19 protein-coding genes are annotated in these 21,264 nt (G+C 52.0%); 12 read left to right on the top strand and 7 right to left on the bottom strand.

What is annotated here, in order from left to right; all coding sequences use genetic code 11:
* The first annotated feature begins 63 nt into the window (after positions 1 to 63).
* Complete coding sequence (locus FWE06_00330) at positions 64 to 501, top strand: 3-dehydroquinate dehydratase (GenBank protein MCL2545626.1); 438 nt, start codon at positions 64 to 66, stop codon at positions 499 to 501.
* Here the strand turns inward: FWE06_00330 and FWE06_00335 are convergent.
* Positions 467 to 1,060: a biotin transporter BioY gene (locus FWE06_00335; protein MCL2545627.1), complete on the bottom strand. Its 594-nt coding sequence runs from the start codon at positions 1,058 to 1,060 to the stop codon at positions 467 to 469. The genes FWE06_00330 and FWE06_00335 overlap by 35 nt on opposite strands.
* 213 nt (positions 1,061 to 1,273) lie before the next feature.
* Between FWE06_00335 and FWE06_00340 the strand changes: the two genes are divergently transcribed.
* From FWE06_00340 to mnmG, 11 genes are all read left to right on the top strand, one after another.
* Positions 1,274 to 2,710 (top strand): WG repeat-containing protein, encoded by a 1,437-nt coding sequence (locus tag FWE06_00340; protein ID MCL2545628.1) that lies wholly within the window; start codon positions 1,274 to 1,276, stop codon positions 2,708 to 2,710.
* A gap of 74 nt (positions 2,711 to 2,784) precedes the next feature.
* A complete protein-coding gene (locus FWE06_00345) occupies positions 2,785 to 3,321 on the top strand; it encodes an ECF transporter S component (GenBank protein ID MCL2545629.1) in 537 nt (178 codons plus the stop codon).
* Complete coding sequence (gene rmuC / locus FWE06_00350; protein ID MCL2545630.1) at positions 3,318 to 4,514, top strand: DNA recombination protein RmuC; 1,197 nt, start codon at positions 3,318 to 3,320, stop codon at positions 4,512 to 4,514. The genes FWE06_00345 and rmuC overlap by 4 nt, the downstream gene beginning before the upstream one ends.
* Before the next feature lie 81 nt (positions 4,515 to 4,595).
* Complete coding sequence (locus FWE06_00355) at positions 4,596 to 5,027, top strand: GNAT family N-acetyltransferase (GenBank protein ID MCL2545631.1); 432 nt, start codon at positions 4,596 to 4,598, stop codon at positions 5,025 to 5,027.
* A gap of 186 nt (positions 5,028 to 5,213) precedes the next feature.
* Positions 5,214 to 6,764: a ribonuclease Y gene (gene rny / locus FWE06_00360; GenBank protein MCL2545632.1), complete on the top strand. Its 1,551-nt coding sequence runs from the start codon at positions 5,214 to 5,216 to the stop codon at positions 6,762 to 6,764.
* A gap of 118 nt (positions 6,765 to 6,882) precedes the next feature.
* Positions 6,883 to 7,674: a YmdB family metallophosphoesterase gene (locus tag FWE06_00365; protein ID MCL2545633.1), complete on the top strand. Its 792-nt coding sequence runs from the start codon at positions 6,883 to 6,885 to the stop codon at positions 7,672 to 7,674.
* The gene (locus FWE06_00370) at positions 7,671 to 8,975 is read left to right on the top strand and encodes a hypothetical protein (GenBank protein ID MCL2545634.1); all 1,305 of its coding nucleotides are present in this window, start codon (positions 7,671 to 7,673) and stop codon (positions 8,973 to 8,975) included. Before FWE06_00365 ends, FWE06_00370 begins: the two co-directional genes overlap by 4 nt.
* 35 nt (positions 8,976 to 9,010) lie before the next feature.
* Positions 9,011 to 10,333, top strand: a complete 1,323-nt coding sequence (locus FWE06_00375) for an alpha-glucosidase/alpha-galactosidase (GenBank protein ID MCL2545635.1) — start codon at positions 9,011 to 9,013, stop codon at positions 10,331 to 10,333.
* Between the two features lie 48 nt (positions 10,334 to 10,381).
* Positions 10,382 to 10,690 (top strand): RNHCP domain-containing protein, encoded by a 309-nt coding sequence (locus FWE06_00380; GenBank protein ID MCL2545636.1) that lies wholly within the window; start codon positions 10,382 to 10,384, stop codon positions 10,688 to 10,690.
* Positions 10,691 to 11,026: 336 nt separating this feature from the next.
* Positions 11,027 to 11,569, top strand: coding sequence for an NUDIX hydrolase (locus tag FWE06_00385; GenBank protein MCL2545637.1), 543 nt, complete (start codon positions 11,027 to 11,029; stop codon positions 11,567 to 11,569).
* Positions 11,559 to 13,424, top strand: coding sequence for a tRNA uridine-5-carboxymethylaminomethyl(34) synthesis enzyme MnmG (mnmG, locus tag FWE06_00390; GenBank protein MCL2545638.1), 1,866 nt, complete (start codon positions 11,559 to 11,561; stop codon positions 13,422 to 13,424). The genes FWE06_00385 and mnmG overlap by 11 nt, the downstream gene beginning before the upstream one ends.
* Before the next feature lie 27 nt (positions 13,425 to 13,451).
* Here the strand turns inward: mnmG and FWE06_00395 are convergent, their stop codons facing one another.
* The 6 genes from FWE06_00395 to FWE06_00420 all read right to left on the bottom strand — a co-directional run bounded on the left by FWE06_00395 (position 13,452) and on the right by FWE06_00420 (position 21,226).
* Positions 13,452 to 16,838 (bottom strand): hypothetical protein, encoded by a 3,387-nt coding sequence (locus FWE06_00395; protein MCL2545639.1) that lies wholly within the window; start codon positions 16,836 to 16,838, stop codon positions 13,452 to 13,454.
* A 2-nt stretch (positions 16,839 to 16,840) separates the two neighbouring features.
* Positions 16,841 to 17,359 carry a sigma-70 family RNA polymerase sigma factor gene (locus FWE06_00400; protein MCL2545640.1) on the bottom strand — a complete coding sequence of 173 codons (519 nt, stop codon included), beginning with the start codon at positions 17,357 to 17,359 and terminating at the stop codon, positions 16,841 to 16,843.
* 291 nt (positions 17,360 to 17,650) lie between these two features.
* A complete protein-coding gene (locus tag FWE06_00405; GenBank protein MCL2545641.1) occupies positions 17,651 to 17,938 on the bottom strand; it encodes a hypothetical protein in 288 nt (95 codons plus the stop codon).
* A gap of 76 nt (positions 17,939 to 18,014) precedes the next feature.
* Positions 18,015 to 18,662: a 16S rRNA (guanine(527)-N(7))-methyltransferase RsmG gene (rsmG, locus tag FWE06_00410; protein MCL2545642.1), complete on the bottom strand. Its 648-nt coding sequence runs from the start codon at positions 18,660 to 18,662 to the stop codon at positions 18,015 to 18,017.
* A gap of 11 nt (positions 18,663 to 18,673) precedes the next feature.
* The gene (locus FWE06_00415; GenBank protein MCL2545643.1) at positions 18,674 to 20,185 is read right to left on the bottom strand and encodes a hypothetical protein; all 1,512 of its coding nucleotides are present in this window, start codon (positions 20,183 to 20,185) and stop codon (positions 18,674 to 18,676) included.
* A gap of 15 nt (positions 20,186 to 20,200) precedes the next feature.
* Positions 20,201 to 21,226: a hypothetical protein gene (locus tag FWE06_00420; protein MCL2545644.1), complete on the bottom strand. Its 1,026-nt coding sequence runs from the start codon at positions 21,224 to 21,226 to the stop codon at positions 20,201 to 20,203.
* Between the last annotated feature and the right edge of the window lie 38 nt (positions 21,227 to 21,264).

Consider the following 21,264-nt stretch of genomic DNA (forward strand, 5'->3'; position numbering starts at 1 on the left):
TTTGTTCGGGTAAATCGGTAAAATGTAGAAATGAAACGCAAAGATTTTTACAGGAGGCAACGTATGAAATTCCTAGTCATCAACGGCCCTAATTTAAATCTACTCGGCAAACGGCAGCCCGACATTTATGGGCAGGCCGATTATGCCGCGCTGGAAACACTAGTGCGCGAAGTATGCGCATGCGAGGGTATTGAAGTTGATATCATACAGTCCAATCACGAGGGTGTTATTGTCGATGCCATTCAAGCAGCGGTAAGTGTATATGACGGCATTGTCATCAACCCTGCAGCGTATACGCATACGAGTATAGCGATCCTTGACGCATTGACAGCGGCGGAGATCCCCGCCATTGAGGTGCATATTTCCGATATTGCAAAGCGGGAAGCGTTTAGGCAAGTGTCATATGCCGGCATGGCTTGTGTGCATACCATTGCGGGGCAGGGCATCGATGGCTACCGTGCGGCGATTATTTGGCTGAAAGGCCACCTTGAATCTGCGTAATAACATGCCGCTGCAGCAGCAAAATGACACCGAATTTTAACACTGTGCCTGGGATAAACGGCACGAGCATCATAGAAAGCACTGCCGACCAGCTTTGAATATTGGGCGTGGCAAGATAGCGAGCGTAGAACATGCCGCCGGCAAAGATGATGATGTAGGCGAGAGCGGCAGTGATGGCGGTGGCGACGAGTCGCCGTTGATGATTCTGAGGCGCGTTGTTTGTCATTTCAGACCTTCGTCCGCTTGCTGCCCCTGTAACTATCACCGCCGGGATAAAGCTAAAAATAAAACCGCCGCGTGCCGTCATTAAAATGCCCCAACCACCTGTCAGCCCCGAGAAGACAGGTACCCCAATCGCGCCGAGAATAATATACGTTGCCACAGTCGCAAGCCCATATTTAAGGCCGAGGCACAAACCGGCTAAAATGACAAACATATCGACAAAGTTGACAGGGCTGGGCGATGGCGGCACGGGGATGCTGATCGCGCCGGCCAGTGTAATCAAGGCGACGAACATAGCGGCGGCGGTGAGATTTGCGATATTTTTTCGAGTGTTCATGAATAGCCTCCTTCAAGATGATCGTTGCGAGTATATCATAAGGAAAGCAAATTGTCAGCCATAAAATAAAAATGGGTGACAATAAAGAGGTTCTTGCGGGTGATGGGCAATTATGGTATGATTAAAATTATAGGATATGTTGAAGGGGCGATGAAGAGCATTGGGATTTGTCCGCGTAGTGTGGTGACTAAGTAACAAACGGAAGGTGATAACATGACTTGCAAACGATGCAAAACCAAATCGTCGCCGGAAAATGCATTCTGTGAAGTGTGTGGCGTGCCGTTGTGTAAAAAGTCTGCTGGAGGACACTTGCTCACTGCGGGTATCGCATTGTGCTTGCTTATCGTCGGCATAGGCGGATTTTTACTGTTTGGCAACCGCGCTGCACCTGCTGAAGCTGAGATCGCACGCGCACGCTTTGTTGTGCAGCCAACCTACAGCGGTGTCGCCGATTTTGTTGAAGGGCTCGCCGCTGTGTATGTTGAAGACGATAGTTGGCACGGCGAGCTGTGGGGTATTATCGACAGGAACGGCAATGAAGTCATCGCACTGCAGTATAGGCATATATTTGGTTTTCAAGACGGCATTGCCTTGGTGGCAGTTGACGACGAGAGGGGTGTCAGTCTGTTGTGGGGCATGATTGACCGGCAAGGCAACTATATCATTCCACCGATGTATCACGATTTAGAGGGATTTAACGATGGTTTGGCCCGGATGGCGTTTTGGAGTGAGGGAGGACGACAGACCGAAGGTTTTGTCGATCGCTACGGCAATGAGCATTTTGTCGGACAATTTGACGCAGTGCAATCTTTTTCAGAAGGGCTTGCTGCCGTGCGCATAGGTAACCGCTGGGGGTTTATTGATACCGACGCCAATCAAGTCATTCCGCCGGTGTACGATATGGTGTTCCCTTTTTTTCATGGCACAGCTGCTGTGTTGCTGGGCGACGGAAGCACAATGGGCTGGGGTCTTATTGACCGCTGCGGCAATATGATTGTGTCGCCTGTTTACGAAGGTGCATCCCGTTATTTTAATGGCTTGATAGGGTTGATTTACGACGGGCGTTTGGGTTTTGCCGATGCAACCGGCCATGTCATTATCGAGTCACGGTTTGATGCGTTTGTGCCGTCGTTGGACGACAAGTCGATAGTTGTGAGGGAGCATGATGGCGATGTCTTTGGGCTGATTGATGATGAGGGAAATATCGTTATTGAGCCGCGATTTGAGGCGATACAATTGATTTCCAAGGAACTGGTTTCAGTGCAACAGGACGGCTTGTGGGGGTTATATGACAGGCAAGGCAACCAAGTTCTCGCGCCGCAGTTCTTGTCCATATATTTTATGCATGAGGGCTTGGCATTTGTAACACAGTTCAGCGGCGATAACGAAAGTGCTGTCGGTGTGATTGACAGCCAAGGCAATATCGTTATCGAACCCATACACCCATGGCGGGGTATGAGTCATTTTTCCGAAAGCGTCGCGGCAGTTGGCGACTGGGAAGACAACTGGCATATTATTATCGTTGACGGCGATACCTTCCCGCTTAATCCGCGCATTCACAATGTACGCTGGAAATCCGAGGGGCTGATGGCGGCGTCGATTATCGATGGTGGCGAAGAGCGCTGGGGATTTTTGCGTGTGACGCCATAAAGGACAAACTTGTCACGATGCGTGGGGGACGCTATAAATAATAGGAATATATATTCAATAAAGGAGAAACACACATGAACACCATCACAAAAAGCATCACGAGACCAAAACTGATTACTGCGGTGGCATGCCTCATCCTCGGGTTGATATTGCCCACGATTTTCCACTTCTACACCGACGGTTTGGGACAGGTAATCTTGCCTATGCACTTCCCCATTTTGCTTGTTGGCATGCTGTGTGGCTGGCGGCTGGGACTGGTTGTCGGCGCGGCGACGCCTATCTTATCATCATTGTTGACCAATATGCCGCCGCTGTGGCCGACGGCTTCGAGCATGGCGTTTGAATTAGCGGCCTATGCTGTTATCGGCGCGCTGCTTATTCGGCGGATGAATGTCTACGGTGCGTTGATCGGCGCGTTAGTCGGTGGGCGCATTGTGGCGGCGTTGGCGCGATTTGCGCTGTTCAGTGCGGCGGGGCAAGCCTTTACGCTGGAAGGTTTCTGGCGTGGCGTCATCCAGCCGAGCTTGCCGGGCATCGCGCTGCAACTGGCGTTTGTGCCGGTGGTTGTCATTTTGGTGCGGCGTTCAGGGCTGTTGGGTGAGGACGAATGATTGTCGAAATTGCGTTAGCGCTGTCCGGCTTGACGCTGCTGCTGGTGATATTGGTTTTGGTCAAGCTTGGCAAGCGCGAAAACGGCGCTGATTTTGAAAAAGAGTTTGCCCGCCTGCAATCGAGTTTGCAGGCCATGTTCACGGCATCCAACGACGGTCAGGCGCGCTTGCTGTCACAGTCGGCGCAGGCGCAAGATGTGCGCTTAGAGGCCTTAGAGCGCACCATGTCGACGCGGCTGCTCGAAAACGCCAACCGCACCGAGATGATTCGTGACGCTGTCGAGCAGAAATTGTCGGCTATTCAGCAAGATAATGCGAAAAAGTTGGAACAAATGCGCATGACGGTAGATGAAAAATTGCAGTCGACGTTGGAAGCGCGCATCGCGCAGTCGTTCAAACGCGTCAGCGAACAGCTTGAAGCCGTCTATAAAGGCTTAGGCGAAATGCAGTCGCTGGCAACTGGCGTCGGCGATTTGAAGAAGCTGTTAAGTGGCAGCAAGACACGCGGCATCTTGGGCGAACAACAATTGGCTGCCATTTTAGAGCAGATTATGGCGCCTGAGCAGTATGCCGAAAATGTTACAACGACAGGCACGGCCGAGCGTGTGGAGTTTGCCGTGCGGTTGCCGGGTGAAGGTGATGCTCCGGTTTGGCTGCCGATTGACGCGAAATTTCCCATTGACCCTTACAACCGCCTGCTCGAAGCCTACGAAACAGGTGGTGATACGAGTGTGCCAGCGGCGGAGCTGCGTGCCATGCTTAAAAAATCGGCTAAGGACATCAAAGACAAGTACATTGCACCGCCAATGACGACCGACTTTGCTGTGCTGTTCTTGCCGAGTGAGGGACTGTATGCTGAGGTTTTGCGCCTCAATATAGCGGCTGAACTGCAAGCGGCGCACAAAATTATCATCGCCGGCCCGACAACAATGGCAGCGTTGCTCAACAGTCTGCAAATGGGGTTCCGCACACTGGCCATTCAAAAGCGTTCAGGCGAAGTATGGACGAAATTGGGCGAAGTTAAAAGTGAGTTTGAGAACTTCAACATTATTTTAACTAAGGCACAGGACAAACTGCGCCAAACAGGCGATGAGCTGGAGAAACTCATCGGCGTGCGCAGCCGCGCCATTGAGCGCAAGCTGCGAGGCATTGAACATTTGCCGGAAGGAGATGTGCCATTGGAGTTGATGTAGTGTTGTCAGTGACTTGCGATTAAAAAGTACCCTGATTTGCTTTCTCAAGAACGGCGAAAAATGCACTGTATAGGAGGTCGCATGAAGATAACGGACAGATCAGATAGGGATATTTCAAAAAAAGAACTCAACAATATTTATGATGACTTCAAAAAAATTGAGATACAAGATGGCGTGCCGCCGAATAATCAAAGAAGATATCAGTTTATTGCAGAAGAAAATGGTGTTATCATCGGCTTTGCTTCTGGGGTTACGAACCATAAATGGTTTTATTTAAGCGATATGTGGGTACATGAGGATTATAGACGGCAGGGATTGGGCGCGAAGCTGTTGAAGCTGTTAGAAGACAGGGTCAAATCAATAGGTATGGAACACATATGGACATGGACAACAGGTTTTGTCAACCCTAAGTTTTACGAAAGCCAAGGCTATAAAGTTTTTACTGTTTTTGAAGATTTCTGTCAAGTAAAAGGCTATCATCAAATAGGTTATCGAAAAGATTTTATTGAATGATAAGACTTTTCGAATAACACATCACAACACAGGGGCGGCTGATTGTCGTCCCTGTTGGCTGTCTGCAATAACACACGATAAAAAATTTACAAAAAATCAAGAGTTTCCCTTGACAAATATCGATATACCCGCTACAATAAACTTTAATGTGCCATAATAGGCACTTAATATAAAGGAGAGCTACAGATGAGTATTTTACAAGTCGTGCTGGGCGCGTTGGGATTGTTTGCCTGTTTTGTAATCGGCGTGATTACCGGGATTGTATATCGTAAAAACGTTGCCGAAAAAGAAATTGCCAGTGCCGAAGAAGAATCGAAACGCATAGTCAACGACGCTATCAAGGATGCCGAGTCAAAAAAACGCGAGACATTACTGGAAGCAAAAGAGGAAATTTTACGCGACAGAAACGAATTGGACCGCGAAATCAAAGAGCGTCGCAAGGATATTGTGGCACAAGAGCGTAATCTGCAAAGTAAAGAGAGCAAGCTGGAAAAAAAGCAAGACACACTGGAAGCCAAAGATGAGCAATACAATGAGAAATTGAAGGCTGTTGAGGAGCTGCGCGACGAGACAGTCAAAATGAAACAAGCGCAAATCGAAGTGCTGGAACGCATTTCCGGCATGACGGCTGATGAGGCGCGAGCGCACTTGCTGCAAAATTTGGAGGCGGAATTGGAGCGCGCGTCAGCCATCAAGGTCAAGGAATTCGAATCACGCACACGCGAGGAGAGCGACCAAAAAGCGCGTGAAATTATCGGTTCAGCCATCCAGCGTTGCGCGGCCGACCATGTGACCGAAGCAACGGTCAGCGTTGTTAATTTGCCGAGCGATGAGATGAAAGGGCGCATTATCGGGCGCGAGGGGCGCAACATTCGCACGTTGGAAACACTGACAGGCGTTGATATGATTATCGACGATACGCCGGAAGCCATTACATTGTCAAGCTTTGACCCGGTACGCCGTGAAGTTGCGCGTGTCGCTTTGGAGAAATTGATTCTTGACGGGCGCATCCACCCGACACGCATTGAGGAAATGGTCGAAAAGGCACAGCGCGACGTTGACAATGTCATCAAGCGCGAGGGCGAACGCGCCATCTTTGAGACCGGCGTACACGGCATTCGCTCGGAATTGGTCAAGCTGCTCGGGCGCATGCACTACCGTACTAGCTACGGACAAAATGTGTTACAGCACTCCATCGAAGTATCACAGTTGGCGGGGCACTTGGCAACCGAAATCGGCGCCGACGCCGTCGTCGCTCGCCGCGCCGGCTTATTGCATGATATTGGCAAAGCTGTTGACCGAGAAATGGAAGGCACACACACAGCACTGGGTGTTGAGTTGGCCAAGAAGCACCGCGAGGGCTACGAGGTCATTCATGCTATCGAGTCACACCACGGTGACGTGGAAACTAAGACCGTTATCGCAGCACTTGTGCAGGCGGCCGATGCCATCAGCGCAGCGCGTCCGGGCGCTCGGCGCGAGAACTTGGAGCACTACATCAAACGCTTGGAAAAACTGGAAGAAATCGCGACCGGATTTGGCGGCGTGGAGCGTGCCTTTGCCGTGCAAGCGGGGCGTGAGATTCGTGTGGTGGTCAAGCCCGAAGAAATCAATGATGATCAAATGACTCTGCTGGCCCATGAAATGACACAGAAAATTGAGGCCGATATGCAATATCCGGGCCAAATTAAAGTGCATGTTATCCGCGAGACGAGGCATACTGCGATTGCCAAATAGAGGTGCCCGGTAGGCGGTATCGTGAGGCGTGACAGATCGAGAACGGCCAAGTAATGGAGAGTTTTATATTTTAGGGGCGCACTGTGTGTGCCCCTACGATTGAAAAAGGGTGTGAAATATGAAGCTTTTAACCATCGGCGACGTTTGTGGCGAAATCGGACTCATTGCGCTGAGTCAAGCGCTGCCGAAACTTATACAAACACATAAGCCCGATTTGATTGTCGTCAATGGCGAGAATGCTGATGTTATCGGACTTACACCATTGCAGGCCGAACGTATTTTTATGATGGGCGCGCACGTCGTTACGCTGGGCAACCATGCGTTTGGTCGCGGGCAGATTGCAAGTGTGCTGGACAAAGATGAACGCATTCTGCGCCCGCTAAACCTCACCAAACATGCGCCGGGCGGCGGATATATTGAACTTCCCTGCCGCAGCGTAACGGTTGGTGTGATGTGTCTGATTGGGCGCTGCTACATGGAACACAATTTTGACAACCCATTTTTGGCCGCCGAGGCGCAGTTGGCGCAGTCGAATGCCGATATAGTTGTCGTGGAATTTCATGCCGAAGCCACCAGCGAAAAAATGGCGATGGCATATCACCTGGATGGCTTGGACAGCCGCGTTGTTGCGCTGTATGGCACGCATACCCATGTGCAGACGTCTGACGAGCGCGTCTTCCCCAACGGGATGGGCGCTATTACCGACATCGGCATGACGGGAGCCTACGACTCAATTTTAGGCGTTAAGCCACACCAATCTCTCAATCGATATTTAGGAAAAATGCCGGAGCGGTATACGTCGCCGCAGAGCGGTGCGACGGTTGTCGAGGGTGCGGTGTTCAGCGTTGACACAGAGAGCAAAAAATGCATCGGCATTGAGCGGGTCAGGGTATTTGGGGAGGCCATATGATAGACGTTACTTCGTTTCTTGAATACTTGACGCAAATCGGCTATACCGGCGACAAGGAAATGCAACGTCGTCACATTTGGCTGTGCCGTGAGATGAGCGTGACAGTCAACGACTTGTGCGAAGGCGGCGTTGTCACCGCGCATGAATTATCGACTGTGGTAGCGCGTACGACTAAGCGCATTGTCGATGGCGGTTTTGGCACGTATCACGGACTTCATCGTTGGATGGACGAACACGCTTGCAAGTTTTTTGCACAGTTACTGGAATATTTTGAGTTGGACCCCGCCGATGGACAAACTCATGCGTTCATCAATGAGTTGCGTCGACACAACGCCCAATATTGGCAGCAAAAGGCAAGCCGGATCGTCGCAAATCTGCGGGAGATGATGACGTTTATCCCCGATGATGCCGTTATCGACCAACGATGGTTGGATGCAGCCGATTTGTCTAACCAAGAATTTGTCAACGCATTTGCCGCATTGCAAGGCGTACTGGTGGGCGCGTATTTGGACATTGAATTTGACGCTTTTGCGTGGGGATTCCCCGGAAAGCAGACCACTGAAAAGAACTTGCAGTGTCGCGTGAGTGATGTGCTGGTGACCTTGGGCTGTGCAGCCAATCGTCATGGCAGCGAATTGGAAGTATTGAATGAATACTTCAAAGGCATGACGAAAAATCGGCGACAAATACCTGCCTTAATGACGCAGCTGCAGTCGCTGGGATTTGAGTTTGAAAATTATTCACCCAGGATGGCGCTAACGGAGCGGTTCAAAGTGCGTTTTCCCGATAATCCCCATGTTATCAACGTACTTAAGGCATACTGTGTGCGATACGAGGCGGCTATGTGCAAATGTTGCCCCAATTGCGGCGAGATGCGCAAGACAGGCGGTTGTCCTATCCAAGTCATGCAGCGTCACGCCTTATTTAGCCATCGATACTTAGAGGCATCTTTACAATATAACGATAATTTTCAAGTTGAGTTTGATGCTTTTGACGACGAGACCGGAAAAATCGCCGTGTGGCTGCATGACAATGCTGAACAATATGGCTATACGCTGTGTCCCGGCCGCACGATTTGTGGTGAGTTGCTTACATTTCGCCCGATTGAGACGCCGAACTGCGGCGGGTGTCGTCGTTGCTTAAAGTTTGGCAAGCTGCCGGACACAGGAAATGACGGCATTGGCGGGCCTGTTCGTTTTATGCACTATTGGTTGAAAAACGGTGTGGGTGTCGTCAATCCAAGCTTAGACGACGTTAAGGCCGCGCTGGCGGATATAGCAACTTATCAGGCAAAAAAATAATTTCATAAAACAAATTAAAAATGAGGAGAACCATCATGCCAAAAATCACGTTCATGGGTGCAGGCAGCACCATCTTCGCGCGCAACGTCTTGGGCGACTCCATGCTCGCACCGTCGTTGCAAAATGCCGACATCGCGTTGTTCGACATCGACCCGGTGCGGCTGAAAGACTCTGAGACAATCCTCAGTGCCATCAACGGTACGTGTAATGAAAACCGTGCCAAAATTACGTCATATACTGACCGCTTAGCAGCTCTTGACGGGGCAGATTTCGTCGTCAACGCTATTCAAGTTGGTGGCTATGAACCATCAACAGTCATTGACTTCGACATTCCCAAGAAGTACGGCTTACGTCAAACAATCGCTGACACACTGGGCATTGGCGGTATTTTCCGTACTCTGCGGACGCTGCCGGTGTTTCAAGACTTTGCCGAGGACATGGAAAAAGCCTGCCCTGACGCGTGGTTCTTGAATTACACCAACCCCATGGCTATGCTGACGGGGTTCATGCAGCGCTACACGCCGATTAAAACTGTCGGTCTCTGCCACAGTGTGCAATGGTGTGCCGAAGGATTGCTGCAATCGCTGGGTATGCCTAACGACAACGTACAGAGTAAGATTGCCGGCATCAATCACCAAGGCTGGCTATTGGAAATGAAGCGCAATGGCGAGGACCTTTACCCCGAAGCGCGTAAACGCGCCGCTGAGAAGAACGCAAGCGGCGAAAAGCATCACGACATGGTGCGCTTCGAAATGATGAAGTGGTTTGGCTATTACGTCACCGAGTCGAGTGAGCATATGTCAGAATATCTGCCGTATTTTATCAAAGAGAAGTATCCTGAACTTATCGAGCGGTTTAATATTCCCCTTGACGAGTATCCGCGTCGCTGTGTCAACCAAATTGCCGGTTGGAACGAATTGCGCGATCGCTTAGTCAACGACAAAAATCTGACACACACACGCTCAGGCGAATATGCCTCGTACATTATGGAGGCCATGGTCGAAAATAAACCGTATAAAATCGGCGGCAATGTGCTCAATACTGGTTTGATTACCAATCTGCCGTCTAATGCCTGTGTCGAAGTGCCGTGTTTGGTCGATGCATCGGGTGTTAATGGGTGCTATGTCGGCGATTTGCCGGAGCAACTGGCGGCCATCAACCGCACCAACATCAATCCGCAGCTCATGACAATCGAAGCGCACGTCAGCAAACGCAAAGATGCCATCTATCAAGCTGCGATGCTGGATCCGCACACTTCGGCTGAGCTGTCGATTGACGACATTGTGGCAATGTGTGATGATTTGATTGAAGCGCACGGCTTGCTCGGCAAGGGCGGATATTTGCCGTCGTATTCGTAAATAACTTTTATAGGGGCGACCGGCCCTCGGTCACCCCTATGCACAATTATGAAAAATTTCACCAAAAATGATAACAATTTTATTTGCCGGCATTGTAATGCAGACGTTATGCCGTTGGGATATACCTCTCGCAATCACTGTCCGCGCTGTTTACATTCACTGCACGTCGACATCAACCCCGGCGACCGTGCCAATACCTGCGGTGGCCTAATGCGTCCCGTCGGACTTGACCCACATGGCAAAAAAGGTGCGGTGCTTGTGCATCAATGCGTAAAATGCGGTGCGCGTCAACGCAACCGCACGGCGGACGATGACGATGGGGCCTTGCTGATAAAAATTAGTGCAATCCCACTATAGGGGACGCACGCCGAGCGTCCTGCAAAAAAAAGCTCTGCCTATAGCAGAGCTTTTTGCCTATAGACAAATTCTAAACAGGGAACTCTTCGCCTTCCCATGTGCCGACCAAGGTTGCGTTGCTGCCGCTGCAACCGGCAAAAATCATGAACAAAGCGGAAAGCATGAGGGCGGCTGTGCTTATGGAAAGTATCTTTTTCATAAAAATCCCCCCAATTGTGCGCGTTTTGAATAAAAAACAATTTATTATACAGCACATTTGTGTAGTTGTCAATCGAGGCAAAATCTGCTATACTGTGTAGAGCAATGAATCGTTTTTATATCCTTAGGAGGGAATCCATGCAGTTGCACGAACAAGCTATCACGCAATCGACCGCGTATAGCGGCATTATCGTTAACGTCCGCCGCGACACCGTGCGGCTGCCCAATGGTAACGCTGCCGAACGCGAAGTTGTTGTCCATCCCGGCGGCGTGGCAATTTTGCCGTTGGATGAGGACGGTAACGTGACGCTTGTTAAGCAATTCCGCTATGCCGGAAACCAGGTGCTGCTCGAAATCCCGGCCGGCAAGCTGGAAATCGGCGAAACGCCGGAAGAGTGCGGGCGGAAAGAGCTGCGCGAAGAAGTGGGTTTTACAGCGGGCCGTTTTGAGTTGCTGTCCGTGATGTACCCGACGATGGGGTATTGTACAGAGAAATTGCATCTCTATTTGGCGCGGGATTTGACCTTTGTCAGCCTGCAACCCGAAGAGGACGAATTTTTAGAAATCGTCAAAATGCCGCTAGCAAAATTGATTGACATGGTCGTCAATGGCGAAATCGTTGATGCCAAAACGGCGTTAGCGGCAATGGTTACAGAGGCTTGGTTGAAAGATGGCAGATAACAATTCAATATTTGATATAGCCGTTGTCGGCGGCGGACATGCCGGCATTGAAGCGGCCCTCGCGGCGGCGCGCATGGGTTTGCGCGCTGTTATTTTTGCCATGCACTTAGATGCTGTCGGCAATTTGCCCTGTAATCCCGCTATCGGCGGCAGTGCCAAAAGCCATCTCGTTCGTGAAATCGACGCACTGGGTGGTGAGATGGCAAAGATTGCCGACCAATGCGTCATCACGGCGCGTATGCTCAACGTTGGCAAAGGTCCTGCCGTACACGCTTTGCGTGCGCAAGTTGATAGACGGCAATACATGGCAATCGTTAAGCACACCTTAGAATCGACGCCTAACGTAACGCTGAAACAAGGCGAAATCGTTGATATTATTGTTGAACATGGACAAGTCGCCGGTGTAGTCACGGCACTTGGGCGGACATACACTGTTCAAAAAGTCATTCTCTGCACGGGAACGTATCTCAAATCACGTATCATCACGGGCGAAAATGCCAGAGAGTCCGGCCCCGACGGCCTGCACAACGCCAACGCTTTAGCCGATTGCCTGCAGCGCTTAGGTTTGCCCCTGCAACGCTTCAAGACAGGTACGCCGCCGCGTGTCAACGCCAATACCGTTGATTTTACCGCAATGGAGCGGCAACCCGATGAGCCAAATTTGCCCGCCTTCTCCTATCAAAATGAAGCGACCCGTTCGCCAAAAGCCTGCTGCTATGTCACGCATACGAATCAACAAACACACGATATTCTGCGACAAAATTTGCATCGCTCACCCATGTATTCGGGTGAAATTGAAGGTGTGGGCGCACGGTATTGCCCGTCAGTGGAGGACAAGATTGTGCGGTTTGCCGACAAGGAGCGGCATCCCGTTTTCGTTGAGCCGATGGGACTGGATACCGATGAGCTATACTTGCAAGGCCTGTCGTCATCTATGCCGGAAGATGTACAAGAGCTTGTATTGCAATCGATTCTCGGCTTGGAAAACGCTGTCATGACGCGTCCGGCGTATGCTATCGAGTACGAGTGCTTCGATCCGACTTGCTTGCTGCCGTCACTGGAATGTCGCCAAGTGCGAGGGCTCTATGCCGCGGGGCAAATCTGCGGCACATCGGGCTACGAAGAAGCAGCGGCGTTAGGGCTGGCAGCAGGCGTCAACGCCGCGCTGGCCGTGCAGGGAAAAGCGCCTGTCACGCTCGATCGCGCCGGTTCATACCTTGGTATCTTGATTGACGACTTGGTGCACAAAGGCACAAACGAACCCTATCGCATGCTGACTTCACGTGCCGAATATCGCCTGCTGTTGCGACAAGACAACGCCGACCAGCGTTTGACGCACATCGGCCACGCTGTTGGCTTGATTTCAGGCGAACGGCTGCAAGCTGTGCAGGCAAAATATGCCGCTGCTGCTGCCGAACAAAAACGCCTCGAAACAACACATGTTGCACCGTCCGAAGCGTTGAATGCTTTACTTGCCGCTATTGACGCACCGCCTAAAACGACAGGCATACGGCTCGCCGACTTGCTCAAACGTCCCGGCATCACGTATCAGATGCTTGCGGCTGTGGACACCGAGCGCCCGCAAGATATATTGCCTGTGATCGCCGAACAAGTTGAAATCGCTGTCAAATACGAGGGATACCTCAAGCGACAGCAGGCGCAAATCGAGGCATTCCGCCAGATGGAGGATGTCAAATTGCCCGAAGATCTCGACTACATGGCGTTGGGCGGCGTGCGCTGGGAGGCGCGGCAGAAGTTAGCTGCTGCCAAGCCTCTAACATTGGGGCAAGCGTCACGCTTGTCAGGTGTCAACCCCGCTGATATTACGGCATTGATGGTATATTTGGCAAGGTAAAAGACCGCCCTCGGCGGTCTTTTTTTGCTAGCGTGGCAGCATTTCTAAGGCCTGTCGATGCAGTTCATTTTGCCGCTCAGTATGGTCGGAAATGATTTGCGGGAGTAGTTCTCCGGCAAGTTCTTCTCGCGCGGCCCAATCCGATGAGATGTCGCTTTGTGCCTGCACAAGAAGATGTGCGCGCGCCCACGGACTGCAATAATATTCGCCGATAATCGCGGCATTAAAGGTGAAAATAATATCGGCGTTGAGCAACTCATGTCGTTCAGGCGGAGGGTCACGCCATTCGGCGCGAAGCTCGACGAGCCGTGCGTTGTGCTGTGTGGCCATCTCGGTAAATGTTGCGTGCGAAATGTTAAAATATTGGATCATCCGCACGAGAACGGGAAACTCGTGACGCAACGGCCTATCACGGGCGAAGTCATATGCCAAAAATCTCTCCACAGCGTCTTCGCCAAGATAGGCGTCAAACAACGTGCCATCTAAGCTGGCAAGAATACCGCCGCCATGGTTGACGCACCCCCAATGATCGCCAAAACAGGAAGCAAAGATGGTGCCGTTGGTCGGAGAACGCAGATTTTCGTGGCTTACGATTAAGCCGTTTTCAACCGTAAAACGTGAAAAAACAAAGTAGGGAATGCCGCCGTCAATCATTGGTGCCCATGACTCAACAACAGTGCGTCTGTCATCTTGTTCGACAATGGCATGAACGGCACTGTCCCAAAACACGGTGTAGTTGGCTTCGCATGATTCGATAAGAAGTGTATAGAGATAGCCGTCACGCTCAATCAATAGCGGTATGTCGTCCCACGTGAAGAATAACGCATCAAGAAAATTCGGCTCGTAGTAGCGCAGCAATTCACCGCGCACATCGGCGATGCTTCTAAACCCGCTGTTGGGGTTGATGCGAGCGTATGATATGATAAATGGTGTGCGCCACTCAGAATCAGCCGGCGGGGCGTGCCCAACGTCAACGGTAATCCACTCGCCGTCAGCGCCTCTGTATATTTGGCGGCTCAATCGCCTCGGCCAAAGCAAGTCCTGGCGCAATATTTGCGCCGCCGAAATCAACGCTCCGATTTCCAATTCTTCCACTGTGCGCTTGCGGTCTAAATCAGCAAGCGTTTGTGTCGCCAACGGTTGGGAGTCGACGGGATTATCTTCCGCCGCGGGCGGCTCAGAATCAACGGCCTCAGGCTTATCAGCCATTTCCCACGGGAAAACAACCTGTATCGGTGCGCCGCTTGACGGCGACCACTGCCATACACTGCCGTCATCGCGGAGCGCGAGAAGATGTGCGTTGCTGGCTGAAATAGCAGTGATGTTTGTAAGCTCATAAAGCGTCGGATTCTCATACGCCGGGCGGAACGCAAACGCGAGGTCGCTAAGTGTAGAATTAGAGGATAGACCGGCGAGCATAGGCCACGCCCACACCGTGCCGTCGGCGTTGAGGATAAAATAGGACGACAACGCCGCGGCGTCACCAATACCGGGAAGCTCTATAAACCTACCGTCAACGCGCACCCAAACTGTGCCGTCGCTGCGGAGAATTACGACGGAGCCATCACCGGCAATTGTCATGTCAGCGGCGTTGTCGATGCCGTGAATTCGTTCGGGACGCCCCAAATAAGATGAGGCAACCAGCGAAGGAGCAGGCATTATATGTTCCCAAATCGTGCCATCGTCACGAAGCCAAATGTTAAATGTATGCACAGGCGTCGTATTGGTTGAAATAGCGCCAAAGCCATAGGCCACAATGCCAGATAAGTTAAAGATGTCGTTATATTCCCATCGATAAAATTCGCGTCCGGCGCGGTTGACGTCCCGCACAAAGAAACGCAATCTGCCGTTGCTGTCGACGATAGATGGTGTTATAAAATCGTTGCCGACGATTGACGCATCGGGCAAATCAGGTAATTGGATAGGCTCCGGCTGACGTGCGCCCCAAATAAAGATCGCGCCATCCTGACGAATGGCCATATTATACTCCGTGCCTGTGCCGACATCGACGATATTATTCAAGCCCTGTATTTGCACAGGTGTAGTACCGTCGTTGCGCCACTCCCAAACATTACCATTGTGGTCAATTGCCAAATTGTGTGTCGAACCTGCGGAAACAGCAGCGATATAATGCCCCGGCGGCGCAGGAGTAGCTGTCTCCCACGGGAAGATAACGCGGATGGGCGGGCTTGAAGTCGTAGACCAACCCCAAACCGTACCATCCTTGCGTAATGCCAAGCAGTCGGAAATGGCGACGATGTTGTCAAGATTTGGTATTTGGAGAATGATGGGTGTGTCATCAAGGCCGTTTTGGTGCCTGTCCATTGACCACACTGTGCCGTCGTCGCGCAGTGCTGTGGTGGATAGCAATTCCGGTACAATGGCGATAATGTTATCTAGACCAAATTGTACCGGCGTACGTTGGCTTCTAAAAAGTGAAAGACTCACGCCTTGGGAGGAGTGAAAGCCCCACTCCCACGTCGTACCGTCGGATAAAATCGCGGCATGGCGGCTGCTCGAAGCAATGGAAACAACGCTGTATAGCTCCGGCACTTGCACCGGTTCATCAAAAACATCGAATTGCGTGGTGCTAACGCCATCGGCCTGCACGCCCCATGTCCAGACCTTGCCGTCGGCATCAAGCGCCATGCTGTGGTCGCCGCTTGCGGCAACCGCTGTGACGTTGTTTAAGTGCAGTACCTGCACGGGGGGCTGCCAGTTCTCTTTTGTTATATGCCGCCTTGTGCCGGTCGTGCCGCTGCCCAGCTGTCCGTAGCCGTTTTGTCCCCATGCCCAGACTGTGCCGTCATCGCGCAAAGCTAAAAGATGGTCGCCCCCTGCTGCAATAGCCGCAATGTTACTGAGTTCGGGCACTTGCACGGGCAGTGGGTTGAGCAAATCTTCGTTTTCATTCGCGTTGGTGGGATGAACAGCAATATTTTCCCGATACCAAACCGTGCCGTCGCTTCGCAGTGCATAGATAGCGCGGGGGGAAGGCTGACCAATGGCGATGATGTCATAGAATCCTCGGAGTTGTTGCGGCGGTTGGTCGCTGTCGGGAGAGTTCCACCAACGCCAGACCGTGCCGTCGTTGCGAAGGGCAAGGGCACTGTTGTGTTGTGCTGAAATGGCCGTGATATAATATTGTGGTGAATCCCAAGGCTCAACCGGCTCTTGCGCCGGCGGCGCGTCGATAAAAAACAACGGCAGTGCAAATGGCAAAGCAATGGCAAGCAGCAAACACGCAGCGATGGCGGTAAGCACATATCGCTTGCGGACGAGAAAACCATCTGCCGTTGTGCCGCCGTCCTCTTTGCGAAGGAGGGTAGGAGTTTGTTGCCCCACAACATTTTCGCGAATTTTCTCCTTATCCAGAAGCTCCTCGCGGACAAGCGACTTGATAAAATTTTTCATACTCAGCCCTCCAACAATGCACGCAAGGTTTTCAGCGTACGGTACAGCTTGTTTTTGACGTTCGATTGGCTCACGCTAAGCGTTTTGGCGATTTGCGGAATGGTCAGCTCAACATCGTAGAAGAGTGCGAAAATTTTCTGCGTTACGTCGTCCTGCTGGCGCAAAATGTCACGTGCCTGTGCCGCCATGGCTTGATTGACGGCAAAGTCCTCGGTCAACAGCGCGTCAAGGTTGGCATCAACCTCCGTTTGCTCGTCCAACGGCATGACGTCAGGCTGCTTCTTAGACTTGGCGTAATGCTTGGCGACTTTGCGCCGCGCGAGTTTCATCGCCAGCCCCTTGTCATGGCGCACATATTCAACGCCGTGTCGGCGCAAGATTTGATACAGCTCTATGTACGTCTCCTGCACCAAATCGCCGATGTCGTGAATATTGCGGCACTTGGACGCAATTAATCTCGTCACCGATGTATATGTAGCGTCATAAATTTCGTTAAAACGTGCGGTGACCAAATCGAGCATCAAATTTCACCCTTTCGATGATGTAATGGCACGGTTGATAGAAAAAGTTTCAAAAAAATCCGTGCATAACACGGATTTTTTGCTGTTCAACGCTTATTATTGTATACGTCCTGCCGCCCGCAGCTGCGCCGTAATGCGTTCAATCAACTGTGTTTGTAATGTTTCCATCGGCTCAATCTGCCGCCATAGCCTGTCGAGAAATGTTCGCCCGTGATATGGTTATAAAAATACTCCTGTCCAACCATCAAAGGACAAAATGAAAGCAACAAATCCGCGCCATCTCGTATCCTGTCAATTTTCATAGGAATCGCAATTGTCAGGGTAATGGAAGAGCGGCAAAAATTCCGCCAAAAACGCCTCTAATGCGCCTTCCCAATCAGTCGGCTGCTCACCATAGCCTTGTGTGGGTGGTGCCATTTCTGTGGGCATCGCCGTTTCAGTGGGCTGTGGCACGCATATTCGAAGGTCTTCTGCAGGAGCGTCATTGCTGCGATTGAGCCATACGATAGCAATAATTGTCATGGCAATCAGCCATACGATAATTGTGATAAGAATAAAGTGTTTGAGTGGGCTCTTCATGTGCTGTTCTCCAAAAATTAAAGGTTTGTACACAACTTAGCCATTATATCAAATACTTTACCGTTTGTCTAGCCCTTTATGGTTTTCCGTTCATTTTTGCCCAACGGCGCGGATATTTCGTCGGCGTTGCCGCGATTTTTTCAATGATGATAAACATATGCTTTGTGCCGTCACTCAGTGTGTAAGGGGTGCGTCCCCGGGCATCCCGCATATTGCCGCCCAACGCCTCAACTATTTCAAACGCTTCTGCCGCCTCACTGCCATCCTGCTTCATTGCGATAAATACGCCGCCGACTTTTACAAAAGGCAGACATAGCTCGGCCAACACATCAAGTCGCGCCACACCGCGGCTGACCGAGATGTCGTAACTTTCGCGCCGCGGGGGCTTAGTGGCAGCTTCCTCACCGCGCGCGTGGAGGCAATCGACATTAGCCAGCCCCAGCGTTTCAACAGCATGGCGCAAAAAATCGACTTTCTTGCGCGTCGCGTCCAGCAACGTCAAATGCGCACCAGGACAAGCAATCGCCAACGGCATTCCGGGAAACCCGCCGCCTGCGCCAACGTCAATGATCCGCTTGCCATTAAAATCACACACATCAAGCAACGCCAATGAATCCTCGACATGGCGAACGTATGCCTCAGCGGGATTGGTAATGGCGGTAAGATTAAGATGTCGATTGGTTTCAAGTACCAAATCGAGGTATTGCCGTTGTTTATCTTGCATAAAAAATTCCCTTACAAAAAAACAAACCCGCACTCATCCAACGGCTGCCGCAATAAGCAGTTCACAGCCGCAGCGGCCAGCGGGTAGTCGTCCTCAATGGCCAACGCGCCCGCGCCCGCACAGGGCAGTGCGGACAGTAATAGCAATTGTTCATCAAGCAGTCGATAATACAGTGTAAATAATCCGGGTAATTTTTTGGTCTTGACCGCGATATCTTTTTCCGCAACCGCCTGCCAATCCGGCGGCAGTGCCATGTCCTTGCAGTGCGGAAATGGCGGAAATGCCAGCCATGTTTCGCCGTCGGACAACGCCGTGACTGACCAGACGCAGTCGCGGCAGTTCATAGTTTTGGGCGGGCGAATTCCCGGAACAACAAGGCTGTGCTCCAGTGCCGCCATCACCGCCGTCACGCCGCCAAACACCGGCAAGATGGCGCGCGGGCGCTCAGCGTCGGCAACGCTTTTAACGCTGTCAGGCGTGATAGGCTCGACATAATGCCGCCGAATGTCCGCCGCCGTCAAATATGGCGACAGAAGCGACGCCTCATAGCCGCGGCGATGCAGTTCGGTCACGGCATTGACAATCAACGGCTCGTAGTTGCGATGCCCCAGTAGCAGCACCCGCGGCTTGTCGGAATGTTTCACCTCGTTTCGCGTTCCGCTGATGGGGTAAAAATAATCCGCCGAGGTTGTCACGCCGGTAGCTGCCGTGCTGTGTACGTTGGCGCGGCGATAGCCCGGCTTTTGGTGGCGCGGTGTGTCGCCGATAAGCGCCTCAATATCCTGCACGGAAAACCCCAGTTTTAACGCAACGCTGATAGCTGCTGCGTCCCGTGAGGCAATCAGTTCGCGTTGTGCGTAAAGAAGTTCAAGCAGTACTTGAATGTAGATGGTGTCAATCCCCGTCATACGTCGCACCTGCTCAATGTCATACAGCCCGCGGCGCAGCAGCTCGGCGGCATGCGGCAAGGAGTGCTTGCAATGATGCACCAGCGCGCCGTCACTCAGCCGCCGGACGTTGACATCAAACAGCCCGCCGGTGTGGCGTGCGGCGTTGAGCAACGCCTTGCCAAGTTGGTTGGAAATGCTAAACATACCGTCGTTAAGCACTGCTAAATAGTCAAGATTGGGCGGAAAAACATGCCCTTCATTTTGAATGTCCCACAGCGTCGCGCCGTCTTTCAGCCGTTGCGACAGCGTCGCCAAATCAACCTGCTGAGCTTGGGCGACAAGCAGCGTCTCAGCACACAGTTCCTGCGAATGCGCCAGCAGCAAAAATTCATGGCTGTCAAACACTATGGCGTAGCGAAACACAGTTGCGCCGCACAAGTTTTCGCGCTCGGAGACCTGTATGGCATCGGCACGCAATAACGCCAAGTCATGCGGGCTCATCGTCAAAGCCGGCACGATGGCGCGGTCGTAATCAATTTGCTCAGCAGGACAAAGCCACGCGACAGAACCGTTGCTATCGCGCAATTGGATCAGCGTAATGCCCTTGGTGTGGAGCGGGCGATTTGTTGTCACCTCAGATTCCTCCAATTACGATTTGTCAGTGGCCGCCACCCACGCCGGCGGAATATATCCTGTAAACTGTACACCCCAAATCGGCTTATCCTTGTGTTGCAAACCGGCACAAAGTCCGTCGGATGTGCGATGTGTAACGATGAGGTCGCTGCGGTCGGCAAGCAAACACTCGGGCAGTGACAGGCGGTGGTTGTGTGCGTTGCCGTACATGCGGCCGGCGGAAACATCAAGTGTGGCAAAATCATCGCTGTGAACGCCCAGTCCAATGGCTTCCAACGGCAAATCCAGTGCCGCGCAGAGCAACGAAAAGCCGTTTCCGACAGCCAAAATCGGCTTTTGACACTGCCGAATTTTGTCAATTAGTCCAACGTCATGTCCATCCTCACGCGCACCATGAGAAATAACGATGGCATCGTAATTGTCAGCCGCCCAATTGCCCAACGGTGGCAGTAACTTTACATCAAAGCCTTGTAAGCACAACTGCCGCACCAACGTGCGCGAACTGCCCAGATCAACAACGCCGATATGTCCGCGCGACGGCCCATGCGCCTCGTACGGTGTGGCGTGTTTGACCGCGCCGGGATACGCGCCGCGCATGGTGTGGTCGTTGAGCTTGGCGTGAAGTGCCTGCCAGCCGCTGAATCCCGGCGTGGCGCAAATGGCGGCACGCATAGCACCGTGCTCGTTGAGATGTGTCTGCAACGCCTGCGTGTCAATGCCTTTAATGGCGGTGACATAGTGCCGCCGCAGATAATAATCCAGCGTCTCGGCTGAGCGCCAATGCGACGGCGTATCGCACACATCGTTGACGATCAAGCCGCTCAAAAAGGGCTTGCCCGCCTCGCAGTGCTCGGTATTGACGCCGTAAACCCCAACCAACGGCGTGTTGAGCAGCAGCAATTGGTTGGCATACGCGGGGTCACCAAGCGGCGGCATATACGAGCCGTCATGACAACAAATATGCCCGATGGCAACGCCTGGCGAACCAAACGCCTCGCCTTGGAATCGGGTTTTGTCGGAGAGCAGCAATGTGGCTTTCATGGAAACTCCTATTTATCTGTTTGCAGGGCGCTCGGTGT

Source organism: Oscillospiraceae bacterium, assembly GCA_009780275.1.
Lineage (GTDB): Bacteria > Bacillota > Clostridia > Oscillospirales > UBA929 > WRAI01.